Raw genomic sequence first — 20,810 nt, 5'->3', positions numbered from 1 at the left:
AGGCATTTATTTTGAAAGGCATATTGATTGTGAAAAAAGTATTATTATCGCTACCCCTAATGTGCTCGTTTTATGCCTATGCTGGCGAGCAAAACTGCTCGGCGGACACCATCGCCACCAATAACTTCAATAATTTTGTCTTTGCCCAAGAACGCCCTTTTAATGACTCATTAAAAGAGATGAATGTACTTATCACCAGCCAAGACGATTACATCAACAACACGGTTCAAACGAAGTTTGATGATTGTGGAGCCTTAATCGAGCTAACTGGTCATGAAGTTGTCAAATTCAGCATCCACGACAGTGTATCCGTCAAATCCATTGATATGAGCATGAAAAAAAATGGTCACGGTTGGGACTACAAGTCCGCATTTAAGCTGTCTGTTATTAATCAAGATAATGTTGAAAAAACCATTTTACAGCAAAAAATGAATGGGAAGTTTTTCACTGACCAGAATGGGAAAATAACCGAAGCCAAAGACTCTTCTTATACGACGACTCTCGACAAAGAGCGCATGTTAACAAGAGCAGTAACACGTTTTTTAACTGATGATAAAGGACGATTATCTGAATCCAACCGAGTCAGTACGCTCGAAAATGATAGTGTGAAAACAACCTTCTATTATGATACGAAAAATCGCTTAATTCGCATGCAATCTGATTCAACCGTCGAAGAGTTTACCTATGGTGATGATGACAGACCGTTAACCAAAAAAACCATTGAAGAATTTTTTACCACCGAAACAACTGTGACGACCTGTAAAAGCTGGAATAAGTTCGGAAGATGCACTGATGCAGAACAAACTATAACTACGTTAATTAAAGATGAGCACGGAGGGAAAGATAGCGTGTACAACTACCACGCTAATATCAAATACGATTATGTATATTGATTTTTCCGCAGCTATGGGGCCAGCTCTTTCATCCGAAACCGGTCAGGAGTGACCCCTGAAATTTGCTGGAACATGGCGATAAATGCGGATGCGGAGCTATACCCTACATCGAGCGCCACTTCATGCACACTCTTGCCTTTGTCCAATCCAGCAACTGCATGTAAGTAACGTAGTCGCTGACGCCACTCGCTGAATGACATGCCTAACTCTTGCTGACAACGACGAGATAATGTGCGCTCCGAGGTATAAAACCGTTTAGCCCACTGTGCTAGCGTTGTGTTATCCGCAGGATCTTGTTGCAATTCGTTTAAAATAGGAGCCAGAAATTTATCTTTACTGGTCGGTAAGTAGGTATCTTGGCATGGCGAAATCGCAAATTGGTCTATCAGAACCTCCCCCAAACGAATATCTTGTGCTGTTTCAGGTTGTACAATTCCCCGTTGATACATATCTGTCATGATTGTGTGAAAAATCGGGCTTAATCGGACAACACACGCCTTATTGGCGAGCCTAGGGGTATAGGCTTTAGCAAAATCAATGATACGAAACTTTACGCTCTGTTTATTAAAGCTCGCATGCTGAGTATTCGCAGGGATCCAGATGCAAAATTCTGGGGGCGCCATATAATGCTTCCCTTCAACTTCCATTTCCATAATTCCGCAGACCACATACAGTAACTGACCAAATGTATGGGAGTGGGATTTGTACTCAGTTTGTTGGTTAATCTGCTCATGGCGCAACGCAATGAATTCAGGCTCAATAATATTGCATTCATTAATTTGCAGTACATCATTCTTTAAATTATTCATCGGCTGTCTGAAAAACGTTATCGATTGTCTGAATATCAGTATATATAATATTTCGGACAGATGTATACTCCTCTGACTGATTTAGGGAGAACGTTGTTAATGAAATATTTCCTGTTTCCGCTCGTCGCGGTGTTGTTATGGTCTGTCAATGCTATCGTCAATAAAGCAGCCGCAAGTGCTATTGACCCTGCAGCTATCTCATTCTATCGCTGGGCATTGGCCTTTTTAGTCATGACTCCATTTGTTCTGCGCTCGGTATTACGCCATGCCAAAATTGTTAAGCAACATTGGTGGCAATTGGCTATTTTAGGTGCTTTGGGAATGATGCTGTATCAAAGTCTGGCTTATTACGCAGCGCACACGGTCAGTGCAACATTTATGGGCGTGATGAACTCATTTATTCCACTGCTGACCGTCGTCATTAGTATTTTTGTTTTGCGCGTGATCCCAACAGTTGGGATTGTTGTCGGTTCCGTTTTATCATTGTTTGGTCTGGCTTGGTTAGTCAGTCAAGGGCATCCGAGTTCATTAGTTGATAATGGGTTGGGTCAAGGTGAGTTACTGATGATCGTCGCGTCAGCCGCTTATGCCTTGTATGGCGTATTAACCAAACGCTGGGCGATTCAACTCTCCAGCTGGGATTCACTTTATGTACAAGTGTTCTTTGGGGTATTGCTATTAATTCCTAACTTCTTAATGGCAGACGATGTCAGTCTTAACCGCGATAATATCGGGTTAGTCCTGTTCGCTGGGATTGCGGCATCCATTCTTGCTCCAGCCATGTGGATTCAAGGTGTACTGCGTTTAGGGGCCAATACAACCTCTATCTTTATGAACCTTGCGCCCGTTTTTACCGCCATTATTGCTGTCTTCACGTTAGGTGAAGAACTAAAAAGTTATCACCTCATCGGCGGTGGCATCGTGTTACTCGGTGTGATGTTAGCCCAACAGCTACGTACACCGCTTACTCAAGTATTCACGCGTAAGAAAAAGGCGTTGGCAGAAGATACTTGTCAGTAAGTGATATCAATTAAGTAAGTACCGTAAAAAACCCTATTAATTCTAAAAATTAATAGGGTTTTGTTTATTTGCATTGTTTATTTGAATTTTTTCATCGCCCTGTCCCCGATGAACGACTTAAGGCATTTTCACGTCTTCCTCGGTGCCCGACTCACTTTCAAAGTAATACGCACTAGCAAGCCGCCAAGCTGGTCACTTTTTAATAACTGCAATTCTGAACCGTGGTAGCTAGCGATATCTTTCACAAGAGCCAAGCCTAGTCCTGAACCTTCAAGCCCTTTTGCATTATTTAAGCGCCTGAAAGCTTTTAATGAACGGTGAATATATTTATTCTCAATACCGGGTCCCGAATCTTCCACTTCCAGCGTTACCATCGATTGCTGAGTCTCATCGGTGACAATACGCACCGTTACCACCCCTTTCTCTGGCGTATATTTAATCGCATTATCAATCAAGTTCGCACACATTTCCGCCAGTAATATCGCATCGCCTTTAACCCAGCAATGTTCTAATCCTTCATAACCTAAATCAATCTTCTTGCTTTCTGATTTCCCTAAACGAGTAAAGCAGACTTGTTGGACAATATCGACCAAATTAACGGCACGATAGAGCCTAATAGCCTCTTTTTCATGCTCTTTCAAACGAGAAAGTTGCAAAAGCCGATCAGTCAAAACGATGGTGTTATCTAATGTTTTGTTAATGGCTTGCAAGCTTTGCTGCTTTTGGTGTTCATCCTCACTATTAAGAGCCACAGAAACTTGGGTTTTTAATACCGTTAATGGGGTTTTTAATTGATGAGATGCATCCGCACTAAAGCGTTCTTGGCGTTTTAACATCCGCTTTAACCGTTCCACATAGCGATTCAGTGCATCCACTAATGGCGATAACTCAGACCATGGTAGTACATTGGGAATCGGGGTGAGATCATTCGCCGCGCGCCCTAACATCAAATTAGAGAGTTTCTTCAGTGGAGTTAATAATTTACGTAAGAGTAAATACGCCAATATCAGTGTCACAACAACGACAGTACCTTGGCTCATCAGTGCAGAAATAAGCAGTTGGTTGGCGAAATCTTGCCGCGCATAAACAGTTTCGGCGACGCGGATCTCCACCATGCCTTGTATTCCACCTTCATTGATCGGTTGGAAAAATGTCGCGACACGAATGGGTAGACCCCGATATTCGGCATCGTAAAAGTAGACAAGAGCAGTGTAATGTTGGGAGCGCATCCAATAAGGCGGGATTGGCGGTAAATCATCATAGCCCGAGATCGTTTCCCCATGAGGAGCAATCACTTGATAAAACAGGCGGTCATTGTTGTTAAGCTCAAAGCTATCAAGCACTACATAGGGAACATTCACTGAGAGATGTTCATCAACGACCTGTAAGCGTTCCGCAACCGTTCTGGCTGATGCAAGCAACGTTCGGTCATAGGCTAAATTTGCCGCATTCTTAGCACTGTAATAGTGGGTATAAACCGAAAAACTGCCCAATAAAATGAGGGGGATACCGAAAAAAAGCAGTAACTGATGAAAGAGAGAGCGTGGATGAGAGACTAATTTCATACACTACACTGCTCTAATCGGTATCCCAATCCGCGTAAAGTATTGATATTCACATCTGAGCCCGCAAGCTTTTTGCGAACTCGGTGAACATAGAGCTCAATACTTTGTAAATTGGCTTCATCTGACAGTGAAAATACCTGCTCAAATAATTGTGTTTTTGAAACAGGTCGCCCTCTGCGATGAAAAAGTGTGTTCAATACCGCATATTCCCGCGGTGTTAAGCCTAATGGCTCCATTTTCAGTGAAAAGTAGCCTTCTTCGTGAAAACAAAGATCACCAAAACATTGGGATTCATTAATATTTCCATGGCTACGGCGTAATAACGCACGAATTCTGGCTTCTAACTCAGCAATATCAAAAGGTTTGGTAAGATAATCATCCGCCCCCGCATTCAGCCCTTTTACACGATCAGCAACATCAGAATTCGCTGTCAGTAGCAGCACCGGTGTTTCTTGGTGACGCTTACGCATCTGAGCTAACACGTCTAAGCCATTCATTCTTGGTAATGAAACATCTAATACGACTAACGAATAATTTTCAGTCTGTAATAGCTGATCCGCAATATAACCATCACTCGCAATATCCACAGCAAAGCCAGATGCTGCTAGGGCTTTCTGTAACCACAATGACAATTCATCATGGTCCTCAACCAATAACATTCTCATCAGTCGCCCACTCATTATGATTATTTATGCGTATAAGTTGGCACTCTATCGATTGAATGAAAAGTGTTAAACGCAATTTTTACCGAAGCTATCACAACAATCCTTCGTTAACTTGCTGCCACTAATAGAAATTAACATTAAATTAACATAGTTAAGAAGCGAAAATATAAAACAATCTGATATGTATCACATAAAAATAATTTTATTTGTTAATGAAAGGTAAATGAAAGGTTCACCGTTCAATGATGAGTGGCGAACACACATTGTCTACAATCACACCAATAACGACATAACTGACAACAACCAAGTAACTTAATTATTGTCTAGTGAGGAATAAAGCATGAAGAAGTTCACAATCAGCACCTTAGCAGCAACGATTTTTTTAGTTGGCATTAACCAAGCAATGGCTTTGCCTGAAAGAACAGAATGTATTGCCCCTGCCAAACCTGGTGGTGGTTTTGATTTAACGTGTAAGCTGGTGCAAGTCTCTATGCTAGAAACTAAAGAGATCGAAAAACCAATGCGAGTCACGTATATGCCGGGTGGGATCGGTGCCGTCGCCTACAATGCTATCGTCGCTCAGCGCCCTGCTGAACCGGGAACTATCGTGGCATTCTCTGGTGGCTCACTCTTAAACCTCGCCCAAGGTAAATTTGGTCGCTACAACGAGAATGACGTCCGCTGGCTAGCCAGTGTGGGCAGTGACTATGGCATGATTGCCGTACGCGCTGACTCCCCTTATAAAACTCTCGGGGAGCTGATGGGCGCCTTCAAAAAAGACCCCAACAGTATTGTTTTCGGCGCAGGTGGCTCAATTGGCAGCCAAGATTGGATGAAAACGGCGCTGCTTGCTAAAGCTATCGACCTCGACCCTCGCAAAATGCGCTATGTGGCCTTCGAAGGTGGCGGTGAAACGTTAACAGCACTCTTAGGCAACCATGTTCAGGTCATCTCTGGAGATATCAGTGAAATGACCCCGTATATCAGTGATGGAAAAATTCGCATTCTGGCCGTATACGCGGATAAACGCTTGCCTGACGGTTTAGCCAATATCCCAACCGCCAAAGAGCAAGGTTATGACATCGTTTGGCCGATTATTCGTGGGTTCTACATGGGACCTAAAGTCTCTGATGCAGATTACAACCAATGGGTTGAAGCCTTCCAAAAACTCCAACAAACCGACGAATTTAAAAAACAACGCGACCTACGCGGTCTGTTTGAATACAACTTAACAGGACCAGAATTGGACGCTTACGTGAAAAAAGAAGTTGAAAATTATCGTGAGCAAGCCCGTTCCTTCGGATTAGCGAAATAACGGAGTCATTCCATGAGCCAACGCATATTTGCCATAGTCTGGCTGATACTGTGTGGGATCGGGTTGTATATCGGCTGGGGTATCCAAAGTGAGTTTACTTACGAACCACTGGGTCCCCGCCCTTTCCCGATAGCCATACTGTCCTTAATGACCTTATGCGCTCTTGCACTCTTATTCGGTCGCCAAGAGGCGGTTGAATGGCCAAAACCGTATGTTTTACGCCGTTTAATCTTGTTAATCATTGCATTAGTGATTTATGCATGGGCATTTGAATGGTTAGGTTTCCCATTAGCAACCACATTACTAACCATCAGTGTCGCCTTGTTATTTGGCGCAACACCGATTGCCGCCCTGATTTCAGGTCCGATTCTTGGCATTTTGCTCTTCTATGCCTTCGACAAGTTACTTGATGTCACATTGCCAATCGGCGAACTTTTTAGCTAAGGAGAAAAGTATGGAAACGTGGATGTATTTATCTCAAGGCTTTGAGGTGGCGCTGATCCCTCAAAATATTATGATTGGGTTGATTGGCTGTTTTATCGGTACGATTGTTGGCATGTTACCGGGTCTCGGTCCTATCAATGGTGTTGCCATCCTATTACCGTTAGCGTTTGCCCTAAAGCTCCCCGCAGAATCTGCGCTAATTTTATTGGCAACCGTCTATTTAGGCTGTGAATATGGTGGGCGCATTTCTGCAATATTATTGAATGTACCCGGTGATGCCGCGGCAATTATGACCACATTAGATGGTTACCCGATGGCAAAAGAAGGCAAAGGCGGCATTGCGCTGTCTATTTCAGCCGTCAGTTCATTTATCGGTTCCACGATTGCGATTGTTGGGATCATTTTATTTGCACCTTTATTGGCACAATGGTCTCTCGCATTTGGTCCCGCTGAATATTTCGCGCTGATGGTATTTGCTATCGCGTGTTTAGGCAGCATGATGAGCCAAAACCCCGTCAAGTCGCTACTCGCCGCCTTGATTGGATTGGCGCTAGCCACGGTGGGTGTCGATGCCAACTCTGGGGAATACCGTTTTACATTTGATAGTGTCAACTTATCCGATGGCGTCCAATTTATCGTCGTGGTCATCGGTCTGTTCTCCGTCAGTGAAATTCTGTTAATGCTCGAAGGAACCGCTACGGGGCAAGGGTTGATCCGCAAAACCGGTCGAATGCTATTCAGTAAAAAAGAAGCAAAAGCTTGTGCGGGTCCGACATTACGCTCGTCATTTATTGGCTTCTTTGTGGGCATTTTGCCGGGTGCAGGAGCAACTATCGCCAGCGCCATTACCTATATGACAGAGAAAAAGATTGCCGGTGATAAGGGTACGTTCGGTGACGGGGATGTTCGTGGCGTCGCGGCCCCTGAAGCAGCGAACAATGCTTCAGCCTGTGGTTCGTTTATTCCCATGCTAACGCTTGGGGTTCCAGGCTCCGGCACGACGGCTGTCATGATGGGTGCACTAACGCTGTACAACATTACACCGGGTCCGGGGATGTTCACTGAACAACCGCATATCGTATGGGGGCTGATTGCTGCACTGCTGATTGCCAACGTGGTGTTGTTGGTCATGAATATTCCGCTGATCGGCTTGTTTACACGTATGCTCACAGTGCCATTGTGGTTTTTAGTTCCGGCGATTGCCTGTGTCTCTGCGGTCGGGGTTTATGCCGTACACAGCACCACATTTGACCTACTCCTGATGATGGGACTTGGGGTATTCGGGTATATATTGCGGAAGATGAATTTCCCTCTTTCCCCGCTGATCCTCGGGTTCGTTTTAGGTGAGATGCTCGAGCAAAACTTGCGCCGCTCACTGTCTATCAGTAATGGCGATTTCAATATTCTGTGGAGCAGCACTATTTCGAAAAGTTTATTAATTTTAGCGATACTGGTTCTGGTGCTACCACCTATCATTAAATTAATCCGCAAGCGCCGTCACCATACTGCTCAAGCATAATTCCAACTGTACGTTATGACTGTCAGATTTCGCCCCATGAACATGGGGCTTTTTTTTAAAATATTAACTTTATCGTTCAATTAAATCTGCTTTCTCTATTTCTAGCGCTATTTTCTTTTAAACTAAACTTTCTTATCTCACTATTCTGTATATTTAACTCTAAATCTCGAAACCTATATTGATTACTTCTTTTATTAAAAATAATAATCAATATAATGCGCCCTTCATATTTATTATTCACAAGGAAATAAAGTGTCAACTGAACTAAGATGTGAACAACCAAATCAAGGAGCTCCAAACTTCATTTTTATATTATTAATGATCATTGGTATACCTTGTATTCTTTTCCCTACTTTAACCCTATTTATTATCCCTCTTGTTGTTTTCAGTTCTTTTTGTTTCTTTATTCATTACTTATATTCTGAAGGGCATTTTTCCGAGATACTTTCAGGGATTGTGATAGGGATCATCATTACAGCTGTAGCCATGATCATTCCTATTGTCGGTCCAATAATCTTAGTACTTTGGATTATATATAACATTGCTAAATCTGTTGGCAGTATTAAAGGTTTAGTTCCAGATGCCATCATCAGTATTTTACTTGTAGCAAGTTTACTCATACCGTTCATTTTAGACGTAAACCGATCTCCTTACCGCCATGACAATGATCTACCTGAAAGAATAGCTTGCGCTGCCACGTATATTATTATTTCTGCGGTTTATTATTTCAGAATGAAAAATTATCCAATGACAACAAAAGATTACCTTTTTAGGTTCTCGATTTTATGGATTTCTGGTCCATTAATTATGTTGTTAATTATGATGATTGCAATGTCGATAAAAGCCGCGTTTAGAATTACGGTCAATACAACATTAACGCCAACGACAGTGACACAAAACGTCTCAGCACATATGAGAGGCGAAACGTTGGTTAGCGCTTATACGCGAGAAGTCACTCGCAATATCGCAACAACTACAACACATGTTCTTCCCGGTGCTGGCGCTGTAGCGGCATCAGTATTAGGACAAGTTGCACCTAAAATTGATCAGAGTGAATCAGAATTAATAGCGGAAGCCTTACCTATTAAAGATCATGAATTTTTGCTAGATAATACTTACCAAACTAACACTGACCATAATTTTTATCGCTATGATGATTTTGATGACAAAAAAATCAATAATTTTGTTCAATGTGCTAACGCCAAATTTCCTAATCAACATATTAATAAAAATGATATTCTATTTTATTACAATGAAACACTGTTTGGCAGTGGTGATCATGGCGTCATTTTAACATCTGAGTATGTGTGTTGTTCACTAGGTAGATTATATGAAAGCTTTATTATTAACTATGCCGATATCAAACATGTCAGCATAAAAGGTTGTTTTAATAAAACGATCACAATCCTTAGCCAGCAAAAGAAAATGCACAAAATTGAGCTCACACAGTCAAACAAAGGTGCGATAAAGCTTTATGAATTAATCAGAGAGTTTAGTTTATAATGCTTACATTCATTTCGTCCAAATACGCTCTTTGGTACATGTAAACACAGTTTTTATCAGTCAATTACTTAAGCATAATTGACTGATATATAATTAATAAAAAACCGCTTTCGCGGTTTTCTTTTCTAATCATTCATTTTCCGGCTTTGGATAACCCTGCTCGCGTAGCCATTCACGCCCCACATCAATGGTAGGAGTCTGCACTATAAACACAAATAATGCACCGATCATCGCCCCTAACAGCGCTCCGCCAAGAAAACCGCCTGAAAAGAAACCAAAGAAAAACAACATAAAGGCTAATACGGCAGAAAGTAAAACCGCGAGTCCCGTAAGCTTCCAATATTTAGCGCCCATACGCTTTTTGCCTTCTTTCAAACATTGACGAAACAGGCGTCCCTGTTCTTTTCGCTCTAGTCCTTTTAATTCAGGAACACTTTTTGCCGTCCAATACGCCATTTTATCCACCTAGCTTTATGATTGAATTATTTATCGTGTATTTATACGCATTTTAATGATTTGATTCTCGTGGATAACTCTGATAAATCATCATAAAAACGAACTCAATAGTTCTCTGCTTTGGGATAGATGATGTGCTGGTGTTTTTTATGCTAACCTCAATTATTTCCGTGAAAATTGCACGCATAGAACACCAAGAATAACTAAACCAATCCCTACCACTTTTCCAATTGGAATCGAACTTTGATTCATTCCAAACCAGCCAAATTGCTCAATAAATGCAGAAATAATTAATTGTCCCGCAATAACCAAAACAAAAAATGTCGTACTGCCAATGTTAGGTACTAAAATTAAAGCCGAAGTGAGATAGAGCATCCCAGCAATACCACCAAACCAAATCCAGATTGGTTGATTAAATAGCTCAGTACTGAAATGAGGCTTAGGTACTTTAAAAATAATTAAGAGTGGAATTAATACAATTAAGCTGATGACCAGAGATGTTGCACTCGCCCATAATGGATGACCTAATTGCCGCGCTAATAGGGCATTACTTGCCGCTTGGATTGGTACAACAACACCCGCAAGGTAAGATGGATTTAGCGAATTGGCTATCGCATCCCCATATTTTAGTGAGTATGAAGCCTTTTGATGCGAATGAAATTGATCATCAACTGCAATTAAGTCATCAACAACGCCGTATTGCAGTCACCGTACCTTACTGGCAAATTTACAATATTTACGCCTCCACTGATTTGGACTTTCAAATGGTCTGGCATCAACGCAGTGATGCCAATAAGGCATTAGAGTGGCTTAGAAGAATTATCGTCGAACAATTGAAAGACGAAGGCGAGCTTTATGGCGAAAACTCCGATTAATCCGTGTTACCATATTTCGCTATCTATCAAAATTCATAAAAAAAGCGAGAGCCTTAGCCCTCGCTTTCTATTTCGTGCATTTCAGTAAATGAAACTTACGCTTTGTATTTGCTCATCACTAAGGTTGCGTTGGTACCACCGAAACCGAAGCTGTTAGACATCACTGTGTTCAGTGCTTGCTCAGTTGGTTTAGTGATGATGTTCAAGCCTTTCGCTTTTTCATCTAAATTTTCAACGTTAATGCTTGGTGCAATAAAGCCGTGCTCTAACATCAGCAAGCTATAAATGGCTTCTTGAACACCTGCTGCACCTAAAGAGTGACCGGTCATCGCTTTAGTCGCAGAAAGTGCAGGGCAATCATGACCAAACACTTCTTGGATAGCTTCTAACTCTTTAGTATCACCGACTGGCGTTGAAGTCCCGTGTGTGTTGATATAATCGATTTTATCAACACCGTGCATTGCCATTTGCATACAACGCACTGCACCTTCACCAGATGGAGCCACCATGTCAGCACCGTCAGAGGTTGCGCCATAGCCAACCACTTCCGCATAAATGTGCGCGCCACGTGCTAATGCGTGCTCTAACTCTTCAACAACGACAATACCGCCGCCGCCAGCAATGACGAAACCATCACGGTCTTGGTCATACGTTCTGGATGCTTTTGATGGCGTTTCGTTGTACTTGGTAGACAGTGCGCCCATTGCATCGAATTCACAGGTCATTTCCCAGCTTAGCTCTTCACCACCACCCGCAAATACGACATCTTGTTTGCCCAGTTGAATCAGTTCAACTGCGTGACCGATACAGTGTGCAGAAGTTGAACATGCAGAGCTGATTGAGTAGTTAACACCTTTGATTTTGAATGGTGTTGCTAAGCAAGCAGAAATACCGGAAGCCATCGCACGGGTTACCATGTAAGGACCCACACCACGCAGACCTTTTGCACGCATGCCGTCAGAACCCGCAACTTGGTTACGTGGGGAACCGCCACCAGAACCGACAACAACACCCGTACGCAGGTTAGACACTTGGTCTTCCGCTAAGCCTGAATCTTTAATCGCCTGTTCCATTGACAGGTAAGCATAGACAGAGCAATCACTCATGAAACGGCGGACTTTACGGTCAATCAGACCTTCAGTATCCAGCTTTACATTACCCCAGACATGGCTACGTAGCCCTGCCTCTTTAAATTCTTCTGAGAAAGTGATCCCGGAACGACCTTCCTTCAGAGAAGCCAGTACTTCTTCCTGGTTATTACCAATGCTGGAAACAATACCTAGGCCAGTTATGACTGCACGCTTCATTCGTTACCTCATGTCTATAATTATATGATTACGGGATTACAGGTGTCACTTTAGCTTACACTTGTACGCTGAACAAGTCCGATCAGGGTAAATATTTGTATTTTTTTCTCTGTGACACAAATAAGGCTTTTATGTGACGGTAGCCTTACATTCATATCGGCGTTAGAATTCAGGCATGATTTTGCAATGACGGGCCTAAACGTGAAAAAGACAGCTGTACAAACCGCTCACCTCAGTTGGAATGAGGAAGGCACTCCGATCTCAGAACAGTTTGAAGACATTTATTTTTCTAACCAAAATGGGTTGGAAGAAAGCCGCCATGTGTTTTTGCAGGGAAATCATTTCCCACAACGATTTCTAACACATCAAGATGAAACTTGTGTGATTGCGGAGACTGGATTTGGTACTGGCTTGAATTTTCTCGCTTTATGGCAAGCTTTTAATCAATTTAAACGTGAAAATTCCAATGCAACATTACAGCGGCTCCACTTTATTAGCTTCGAGAAATACCCGCTATCAAAAGCCGATTTAATTGCTGCACATCGCTGTTGGCCTGAGCTTGCTAGCCTTTCACAACAATTATGTGAACAGTGGCCACCTGCCCTTCCTGGTAACCATCGACTTATTTTAGAAAATGGCGCAATCACCCTCGATTTATGGATTGGTGATGTAAATACGCAAATATCCGTACTTAATGATAATTTAAACAATAAGATAGATGCATGGTTTTTAGATGGTTTTGCACCCTCAAAAAATCCACAAATGTGGAGCGAACAGTTGTTCGCTGCAATGGCAAAATTTGCTCGTCAAGGTGGGACATTTGCTACCTTTACAGTGGCCGGATTTGTTAAACGCGGACTCCAGCAAGCAGGCTTTACCATCAAAAAAGTGAAAGGGTTTGGTCAGAAACGTGAAATGTTGACTGGCCTCTTAGAAAACAACCTGACAAGCCTGACGGCACCTTGGTTTGCTCGTCAACCCGCCACCCGCACCGATGATATTGCAATTATTGGGGGTGGGCTCGCCAGCCTCACCTTGGCTCGTGCACTCAAAAGCAGAGGCGCTAACGTAACAATTTATTGTAAAGATCAACAGGTTGCCCAAAATGCCTCTGGCAATCGTCAAGGTGCGGTTTACCCTTTACTGACAGGGAACGATAACGCCTTGGAGCGTTTTTTTGTGAGTGGATTTCCATTTGCTACCCGCTTTTATCAACAACTCCGCGCGCAAGGGCTGCCTTTCAATGGGCAATGGTGCGGGGTGAGCCAAATGGCGTATAGCCCTAAAGCCACCCAAAAAATCGATAATATGCTGCAAATTGAATGGCCAGAAGAGTTTGCAGTGGGTAAAGATCGGCAACAGCTAAGTGAACTCAGCGGTGTAGATGTAAACCATCGCGGGATCTATTATCCAACGGGCGGTTGGCTATGCCCTGCTCAGTTGTGTGAAAGCTTAGCGAAAAATCTAACTCAGCAAGGCATGAATATTCATTTTGGGCAGCAAGTTACTGACTTACAGCATGCCGAGGATGGCTGGGAACTCACGTTTGATAACCAGCAAAAAACACATCATCAGACTGTCGTCATTGCCAACGGTCACTTATTAAGCCAATTTGAACAAACGAAAAATCTGCCTATCACCCCTGTTCGTGGGCAAGTCAGCCACATCCCAACTAACCCAACACTGCGACAATTAAAAACTGTATTGTGTTTTGAAGGCTATATGACCCCCGAGGATGTGACAAATCAACATCACTGTTTAGGTGCTAGCTACCAACGCGATAATTTGGATCTTGAATATTCAGAGGCAGAGCAGCAAGAAAACCTGCAAAAATTACTCACTAGCCTTCCGGATGCCGATTGGACGGCACAAGTGGATATCACCGACCAGCAATCACGCCAAGGAATACGCTGTGTGATCCGCGACCATATGCCGCTTCTGGGAAATGTGCCTGACTTTAATGCATTGATACAACTTTATGCCGATTTACCTAGCCAAGTACGTCGGGAACAACTTATTTCATCCTCGCCAGCGTATCCAAATCTGTTTGTATTTGGGGCGTTAGGTGCTCGAGGGTTTTCCACTGCACCTCTTTGCGCTGAAATTTTAGCGGCACACATGTTTGGAGAGCCCATACCCGCAGATGATGACGTGCTAGCAGCACTGCATCCAAATCGTTTCTGGGTAAGAAAATTACTGGCAGGACGTCCAATCACCACGAAAGAAGCATAAACGAAAAGAGGGCTTCTACTTGGAAGCCCTAATATTTAATTGACGCTCAATTGCATAGCGCAGCGATCTGCTGCTTGAAACCCTGCATCGACTTCCTGTTGTAAAATCGCGTCTAGCTCAGGTGTTAACTGAGATGCCGCCATAATAGAAAAGCCTAAACGCTGATAGTAAGGTGCATTCCACGGAATATCTCGGAATGTGGTCAGTGTGACATGACTCACTTGCTGGGATTTAGCGAAATCAATAACCTGCGTGATAAGCCGTTTACCTAAGCCTTTCCCTTGCGCTGATTGCTGTACCGAAAGCTCCACAATATGCAGACTACCTGTTAAGTGTTCTACCATAATAAAGCCAACAGGTTGATCATGGCTGTCAACGACTAGCCATTCTAAACCTTTACGGATACATTCAACGTGATTTTCTACCGGCTGAACCTCACCTTTAGCTATCCAATCAAACTTAGGATGCCCCGCGAAGGTTTGTCCTGCAGATTCTTCCACCGCAGGTAAAAACTGAGCATCTTCATGGGTTGCTAATCGAATGGAATACATGCAATCAATGGGATCCATAAAACTAACGAACAGTATCCAGCAGAGTTTTCCACATTCCCAGCACTAAAACTTGGTCTGGTGGTGTTAATTCACCTGCTTTGATGGCATTTTGGATACTCAGCTCAACACGCTGGTACAGCGCATCAACACTGGATTCATTCTCTTCTTCTAACTCGGCGACAGCAAGGGTTAAGTGACCACGCAAATAACCACCAGCAAACAGCTCATCATCGCTGGCGTGTTCAACCATATCATCAATTTTCGTCAGTATGCGTGTTTCAAAATCCGCAAGCATGCTTAATCCTTACTGTAGTGGGTGATTCTATTAGGCGAAAATATCTTCCGGATAAGGAAACAGTTCCGCAGAAAGTGGAGGTGTATTGTAAAACGATTGTAACGCATTAATAAAGCGTAGCGGTCTTTCTGGGATACCTTTTTCGAGGTACTCCATCACTTGCCCATGGACTTTACGCATAAATGCGATACGGTCAGGTTCAAAATCTCCTTCCAAGTTGTCACAACTCACATTGAAAGGAATACCTGCTGCAACACAGAAAAACCAATCAAATGCCTGAGGTTTGATTTCAACAACCTCAAAATCACATTGGGTTTTCTCATCGCGACCATCTGGGCAATACCAGTAACCATAATCTACCTGCTGACGACGGGCTTCCCCAGCGATGCACCAGTGAGAAATCTCATGAAGTGCGCTCGTGAAAAAACCGTGAGCAAATACGATTTGGTGATATGGCGTGGTGTCATCTGCGGGTAAATAGATAGGCTCGTCATCCCCTTTTACCAACTTGGTGTTGTACTCTTTGCCGAAACATTGTTCGAAAATATCAATAAGTTGCTGATAGTGATGTTGGGTCATGGAACGCTTAAATCATCTTAAAATAATGTGAGAAACCAAGCTTTAATGTCGTCACCGTGGCTGTCATTTAACAGCTTGATGCTCATGAGTAATGAAATCACGACGATCATCGGCCTGATAAGTTTTTGTCCTTTGGTTAACACTAAACGCGCACCCAGTCTCGCGCCAACCATTTGACCGGCAAGCATAACAAAACCAAGCACCCAAAGAACATGACCTCCGATAATAAAAAAGATCAAAGATCCAAAATTGGAGGCAAAATTTAACAATTTCGCATGTGCTGTTGCTTTGGCGAGGTTATACCCTAATAACAGAACATAGGCTAGCGCTAAAAATGACCCCGTACCCGGACCAAATGCGCCATCATAAAAACCAATCCCCATCCCTGCCGCCACACCGAAAATCGGCATACTGACACGCTGAGGTCTATCTTGTACTCCTAAGGAAGGCGTCAGTAAAAAATAGAGCCCAACACAGATGACCATCACCGGTAAAAGCTGTTTCAAAAAAGCAGTATCGATAGATTGGATTAAAATCGCCCCGATCATCGCCCCAATCATGGTCATAATGACTGGGAAAATTTGCTCTCGTAAATTGATCGCTTTACGCCGAGCAAAATAGAGCGTGGCTGAGAAAGAGCCGCCAATCGCTTGTAACTTATTGGTTGCCAACGTTTCAACCGGGGTAATTCCTACAGACAGTAACGCGGGGATAGTCAGTAAGCCACCGCCTCCTGCAATAGAATCGATAAAACCGGCAAGTAGAGCGACAAAGAACAACAGAGCGTAAACTTCAGGCGCAACGGCGGTAAGCCAATCCATTTTACATTCCAGATAAGTGAACTATCACGATGTAGATTTGTTATCTATTTACTGCCTCATTGATAGACAATAAATATCACAGCCCGGATGGATTATAATCGAGGTTTCATCCTAACCTTTAAAACACAGTGGATACCCCGACGGATATCCACTAAAAATACCGGAAATTACTCAAATGGCGCCATTGTTGGCACAACATCCGCACACTGTCCACGGTGGCGCAAGAAGTGATCCATTAGCACAATCGCCATCATGGCTTCCGCAATTGGCACTGCACGAATACCGACGCATGGATCATGGCGACCTTTCGTGATCATCTCGACTTCTTCACCATGGCGATCCAAGGTTTTCCCTGAAACCGTAATGCTTGAGGTTGGTTTCATGGCGATATGCGCAATAATAGGTTGGCTGCTACTGATTCCACCTAAAATGCCACCCGCATGATTAGATGTAAAACCATGGCGCGTGATCTCATCACGGTTTTCGCTGCCTTTTAAACTGACAACGCCAAAACCATCACCAATTTCCACCCCTTTTACCGCATTAATACTCATCAAGGCATGGGCAATATCAGCATCTAAACGATCAAAAACTGGCTCACCTAACCCCGCAGGCACATTTTCAGCGACAACGGTGACTTTCGCACCAATAGAGTCCCCTTCTTTTTTCAAGCCACGAAGCAGCTCATCAAGGGCATCTAATTTACTTGGATCTGGGCAGAAAAATGGGTTTTCTTCGACAATCGACCAATCTTTAATTTCACACTCCACGCTGCCCATTTGCGTTAGACAAGCGCGAATTTGTATACCAAATTTTTCTTGCAGATATTTTTTAGCAATTGCCCCAGCCGCAACGCGCATCGCAGTTTCACGTGCAGATGAACGTCCACCACCTCGGTAATCGCGCATGCCATACTTTTGCTCGTAGGTGTAATCAGCATGTCCTGGACGAAACACATCTTTAATCGCGCCGTAATCTTGAGAGCGTTGATCCGTGTTTTCAATTAATAGTCCAATGCTTGTGCCCGTTGTCACACCATTGAAAACCCCAGACAGAATTTTTACTTGGTCAGGTTCACGTCGCGCCGTGGTATAGCGAGAAGTGCCTGGACGGCGGCGATCTAAATCGATTTGTAAATCCGCTTCAGTTAGTGCCAATCCCGGTGGAACACCGTCAACGATACAGCCTAACGCGAGTCCGTGCGACTCTCCAAACGTGGTCACACGAAACAGTTGCCCAATTGAATTTCCAGCCATTCCCTGTTTCCTATTTGCTTGCGATTCTTATTTTGTTAAAAAATATGATGTTGTGCGTAATTATTATGTTTTATTTGATTATCTCGAGTAACGCAACTCTTTATTAATCAATGTATAATGCGAAGTGTTCGTGATGTTCAACCAACTGCTCACGGGTTAACATAAACACACCATCACCACCAAATTCGAAATCTAACCAGATAAATGGAATATCTGGATATTGTTCAATCAGATGCACCATACTGTTACCCACTTCACACACTAAAATTCCGTCTTCATTTAAGAAGCGAGGTGCATTCGCTAGGATACGACGGACTAATTTCAAACCATCACTACCCGCAGCCAGTGCTAACTCAGGTTCGACACGGAACTCTTGTGGTAGATCGTCCATGTCTTCTGCATCCACATACGGTGGATTCGTGACAATCAAATCATATTTAACTTCAGGCATATCTCTGAACAAATCTGAACGAATCGGGATCACTCGATGCTCTAAGCCATGATTCGCAATATTTTGCTCAGTCACCGCCAATACATCCGTTGAGATGTCCACTGCATCCACTTCTGCTTCAGGGAATTCGTACGCGCAAGCAATAGCAATACAACCACTTCCTGTACACAAATCGAGGATCGTTTGCGGTTCGTCAGATAATAAACCCACAAAATGATTGTTAATCAGTTCACCAATTGGCGAACGCGGGATCAACACACGCTCATCCACATAAAATTCATGACCACAGAACCATGAGCTGTTAGTCAAGTAGGCAACTGGAATACGCTCATTGATGCGACGTAATACGCGCTCAATAATACGATGGCGCTCCGTTGGCGTCAGGCGCGAAGTCAGTAGCTCATCCGGTAAATCCATCGGTAAATACAGGCTTGGCAATACTAACTGTAAGGCTTCATCCCATGGGTTATCTGTGCCGTGACCATAGTAAATATTTGCAGCGTTAAAGCGGCTCATGGTCCAACGTAAAATGTCTTGAATGGTATGAAGTTCTGCGACGGCTTCATCAACGAAGATCTTTTCCAAGAAGGGTTTCTCCTACCTGTCTATTAAAAAGGAAAATTTGAATGGCTAAAGTTTGCCATGAAGTGAGAGACAAATCAGCAGATTAATGTAAGAAAATACACAGATGAGCACTTGTTTGCCTATTTAGGTGCCCAAATAGCTGTGCCCCTGACTTTCATCAAGGGCACTGTACGATGCACTATATTGTATGTTTTACGCTAACTCTTCGACTTCTTTTGCTTCTTCTTCTGGTTTTTTCACCCAAACAGCGTAGGCAATCGTCAACAATACTAACCAACCAATACCGACATACAGCGCAATTCGAGTACTTTCGAAATACCCTAAGACACCAAAAATAAACAACATAAAGGCGATCGCGAGGATGGGCGCAACAGGCCACATTGGCACAGGGAATTTCAATTGCTGGACTTGTTCCGGCGTCATCTTACGACGCATCGCAAACTGAGCCAACAAAATCATCAACCAAACCCAAATCGTTGCAAAGGTCGCAATCGATGCGATAACTAAGAATACATCTTCAGGGATCATGTAATTCAGTACCACGCCGATAAACAGTACCAACACCATGACCAATACGGTCATCCAAGGCACCCCATTTTTCGTTAACTTAGTAAATGATTTTGGTGCCTGCCCTTCATGAGCCATACCATACATCATTCGACCTGCACCAAAAATATCACTGTTAATCGCGGAAATTGCAGCAGTGATCACCACCACGTTCAAAATATTCGCCGCCGCTGAAATGCCTAAGCTATCAAATATTTGAACAAACGGGCTACCGTTTTGACCAATTTGATTCCACGGGTAGATACACATGAGGACAAACAATGTCAGTACATAGAAAAGTAAAATACGTACAGGCACCGCATTAATCGCTCTTGGGATCGTCACATCAGGATTTTTGGCTTCGCTAGCCGTAATTCCAATCACTTCAATCCCGCCAAAGGCAAACATTACTACCGCAAATGAGGCGATGACCCCGCCTATTCCATTTGGCATAAACCCGCCATTATCAAACAGGTTTGATACCCCAACGGCATGTTCAGAAGCTTGACCAAAACCAAACATCATAATGGCAGCGCCGCCGACAATCATGGCTACAATCGCCGCAACCTTGACAATCGATAGCCAAAATTCCATTTCACCGAAGGTTTTAACGTGACATAAGTTAATCGCACCAATAAAACAGATAATACTCAGTACCCAAATCCACTGTGCGACATCGGGGAACCATAACTTCATATAAACCCCAAATGCGGTCACATCCGCCAAGCAGACGATCAGCATTTCAAATACATATGTCCACCCCGTGAAAAAACCAGCTCTCGCACCTAAATAGTGGCTCGCATATTGAGAAAATGACCCCGCAAGTGGGCTGCGTACTGCCATTTCACCAAGGGCGCGCATAACCATAAAAACAGCGGCACCGCCGATAATATAGGCAAGCAGGACCGCCGGACCCGCTGTTTGTATCGCTTTTGCTGAACCATAAAACAACCCCGTTCCTATTGCTGAACCGAGGGCCATAAATCGGATGTGGCGCGCAGAAAGTCCACGCGCAAGTTGTGATGTGCTTTGCATGTTGTGTCCTTCGTTTTTATCAGTCGTTTCGAAGAGAATTCGCAGCCGATACATAGTCGGCTGCTTTTAAAACACTTACTTATAGGAA

At 43.4% G+C, this 20,810-nt stretch carries 21 protein-coding genes; 8 read left to right on the top strand and 13 right to left on the bottom strand.

Going from position 1 to position 20,810, the window contains the following annotated elements:
* Positions 1-29: 29 nt before the first annotated feature.
* Positions 30-893, top strand: a complete 864-nt coding sequence (locus PR795_RS01465) for a hypothetical protein (protein WP_224063593.1) — start codon at positions 30-32, stop codon at positions 891-893.
* Between the two features lie 11 nt (positions 894-904).
* Here PR795_RS01465 and PR795_RS01460 read toward each other — a convergent pair whose 3' ends face one another.
* Entirely contained in the window at positions 905-1,702 is a 798-nt protein-coding gene (locus PR795_RS01460) for an AraC family transcriptional regulator (protein ID WP_006660255.1), read from the bottom strand.
* A gap of 99 nt (positions 1,703-1,801) precedes the next feature.
* Here PR795_RS01460 and PR795_RS01455 point away from each other — a divergent pair, with 99 nt between their 5' ends.
* Entirely contained in the window at positions 1,802-2,722 is a 921-nt protein-coding gene (locus PR795_RS01455; protein ID WP_181480070.1) for a DMT family transporter, read from the top strand.
* A 128-nt stretch (positions 2,723-2,850) separates the two neighbouring features.
* Here the strand turns inward: PR795_RS01455 and PR795_RS01450 are convergent, their stop codons facing one another.
* Together PR795_RS01450 and tctD are read right to left on the bottom strand one after the other, a co-directional pair.
* Positions 2,851-4,287: a sensor histidine kinase gene (locus PR795_RS01450; protein ID WP_006661347.1), complete on the bottom strand. Its 1,437-nt coding sequence runs from the start codon at positions 4,285-4,287 to the stop codon at positions 2,851-2,853.
* Positions 4,284-4,952 carry a transcriptional regulator TctD gene (gene tctD / locus PR795_RS01445; protein ID WP_006661346.1) on the bottom strand — a complete coding sequence of 223 codons (669 nt, stop codon included), beginning with the start codon at positions 4,950-4,952 and terminating at the stop codon, positions 4,284-4,286. Before tctD ends, PR795_RS01450 begins: the two co-directional genes overlap by 4 nt.
* Positions 4,953-5,292: 340 nt before the next feature.
* Between tctD and PR795_RS01440 the strand changes: the two genes are divergently transcribed.
* The 4 genes from PR795_RS01440 to PR795_RS01425 all read left to right on the top strand — a co-directional run bounded on the left by PR795_RS01440 (position 5,293) and on the right by PR795_RS01425 (position 9,733).
* Complete coding sequence (locus tag PR795_RS01440; RefSeq protein ID WP_272516586.1) at positions 5,293-6,267, top strand: Bug family tripartite tricarboxylate transporter substrate binding protein; 975 nt, start codon at positions 5,293-5,295, stop codon at positions 6,265-6,267.
* A gap of 12 nt (positions 6,268-6,279) precedes the next feature.
* Positions 6,280-6,711: a tripartite tricarboxylate transporter TctB family protein gene (locus PR795_RS01435; protein ID WP_006660250.1), complete on the top strand. Its 432-nt coding sequence runs from the start codon at positions 6,280-6,282 to the stop codon at positions 6,709-6,711.
* 10 nt (positions 6,712-6,721) lie between these two features.
* Positions 6,722-8,230 (top strand): tripartite tricarboxylate transporter permease, encoded by a 1,509-nt coding sequence (locus tag PR795_RS01430; RefSeq protein WP_006660249.1) that lies wholly within the window; start codon positions 6,722-6,724, stop codon positions 8,228-8,230.
* A 252-nt stretch (positions 8,231-8,482) separates the two neighbouring features.
* Complete coding sequence (locus PR795_RS01425; protein ID WP_272516585.1) at positions 8,483-9,733, top strand: hypothetical protein; 1,251 nt, start codon at positions 8,483-8,485, stop codon at positions 9,731-9,733.
* Between the two features lie 129 nt (positions 9,734-9,862).
* Here the strand turns inward: PR795_RS01425 and PR795_RS01420 are convergent, their stop codons facing one another.
* Both PR795_RS01420 and PR795_RS01415 read right to left on the bottom strand, forming a co-directional pair.
* The gene (locus tag PR795_RS01420; RefSeq protein WP_006660246.1) at positions 9,863-10,189 is read right to left on the bottom strand and encodes a hypothetical protein; all 327 of its coding nucleotides are present in this window, start codon (positions 10,187-10,189) and stop codon (positions 9,863-9,865) included.
* A 162-nt stretch (positions 10,190-10,351) separates the two neighbouring features.
* Positions 10,352-10,753, bottom strand: coding sequence for a DMT family transporter (locus PR795_RS01415; protein WP_230086841.1), 402 nt, complete (start codon positions 10,751-10,753; stop codon positions 10,352-10,354).
* Here PR795_RS01415 and PR795_RS01410 point away from each other — a divergent pair.
* Positions 10,705-11,064, top strand: coding sequence for a hypothetical protein (locus PR795_RS01410; protein ID WP_006661342.1), 360 nt, complete (start codon positions 10,705-10,707; stop codon positions 11,062-11,064). The genes PR795_RS01415 and PR795_RS01410 overlap by 49 nt on opposite strands.
* A gap of 95 nt (positions 11,065-11,159) precedes the next feature.
* Here the strand turns inward: PR795_RS01410 and fabB are convergent, their stop codons facing one another.
* Positions 11,160-12,371, bottom strand: coding sequence for a beta-ketoacyl-ACP synthase I (gene fabB, locus PR795_RS01405; RefSeq protein WP_006660244.1), 1,212 nt, complete (start codon positions 12,369-12,371; stop codon positions 11,160-11,162).
* Positions 12,372-12,572: 201 nt separating this feature from the next.
* Between fabB and mnmC the strand changes: the two genes are divergently transcribed.
* Positions 12,573-14,603, top strand: coding sequence for a bifunctional tRNA (5-methylaminomethyl-2-thiouridine)(34)-methyltransferase MnmD/FAD-dependent 5-carboxymethylaminomethyl-2-thiouridine(34) oxidoreductase MnmC (gene mnmC, locus PR795_RS01400; protein WP_220128204.1), 2,031 nt, complete (start codon positions 12,573-12,575; stop codon positions 14,601-14,603).
* A gap of 35 nt (positions 14,604-14,638) precedes the next feature.
* Here the strand turns inward: mnmC and PR795_RS01395 are convergent, their stop codons facing one another.
* From PR795_RS01395 to PR795_RS01365, 7 genes are all read right to left on the bottom strand, one after another.
* On the bottom strand, positions 14,639-15,154 hold the full coding sequence (locus PR795_RS01395) for a GNAT family N-acetyltransferase (protein ID WP_232373688.1): 516 nt from the start codon (positions 15,152-15,154) through the stop codon (positions 14,639-14,641).
* A gap of 22 nt (positions 15,155-15,176) precedes the next feature.
* Positions 15,177-15,449: a YfcL family protein gene (locus tag PR795_RS01390; RefSeq protein WP_006660241.1), complete on the bottom strand. Its 273-nt coding sequence runs from the start codon at positions 15,447-15,449 to the stop codon at positions 15,177-15,179.
* Positions 15,450-15,479: 30 nt separating this feature from the next.
* Positions 15,480-16,028 (bottom strand): elongation factor P hydroxylase, encoded by a 549-nt coding sequence (locus tag PR795_RS01385; RefSeq protein ID WP_006660240.1) that lies wholly within the window; start codon positions 16,026-16,028, stop codon positions 15,480-15,482.
* Positions 16,029-16,045: 17 nt separating this feature from the next.
* Complete coding sequence (locus PR795_RS01380; RefSeq protein WP_006660239.1) at positions 16,046-16,849, bottom strand: TSUP family transporter; 804 nt, start codon at positions 16,847-16,849, stop codon at positions 16,046-16,048.
* A 167-nt stretch (positions 16,850-17,016) separates the two neighbouring features.
* Complete coding sequence (gene aroC / locus PR795_RS01375; RefSeq protein ID WP_006661338.1) at positions 17,017-18,105, bottom strand: chorismate synthase; 1,089 nt, start codon at positions 18,103-18,105, stop codon at positions 17,017-17,019.
* 103 nt (positions 18,106-18,208) lie between these two features.
* Positions 18,209-19,141, bottom strand: a complete 933-nt coding sequence (gene prmB, locus PR795_RS01370; RefSeq protein ID WP_006660237.1) for a 50S ribosomal protein L3 N(5)-glutamine methyltransferase — start codon at positions 19,139-19,141, stop codon at positions 18,209-18,211.
* Positions 19,142-19,333: 192 nt separating this feature from the next.
* On the bottom strand, positions 19,334-20,722 hold the full coding sequence (locus PR795_RS01365) for an amino acid permease (protein ID WP_036966183.1): 1,389 nt from the start codon (positions 20,720-20,722) through the stop codon (positions 19,334-19,336).
* Positions 20,723-20,810 lie beyond the last annotated feature (88 nt).

This window comes from Providencia sp. PROV209, assembly GCF_028479485.1.
Lineage (GTDB): Bacteria > Pseudomonadota > Gammaproteobacteria > Enterobacterales > Enterobacteriaceae > Providencia > Providencia alcalifaciens.
Note: the sequence above shows the minus strand (reverse complement) of the source record. Positions and strands in the feature narration are given on the sequence as shown.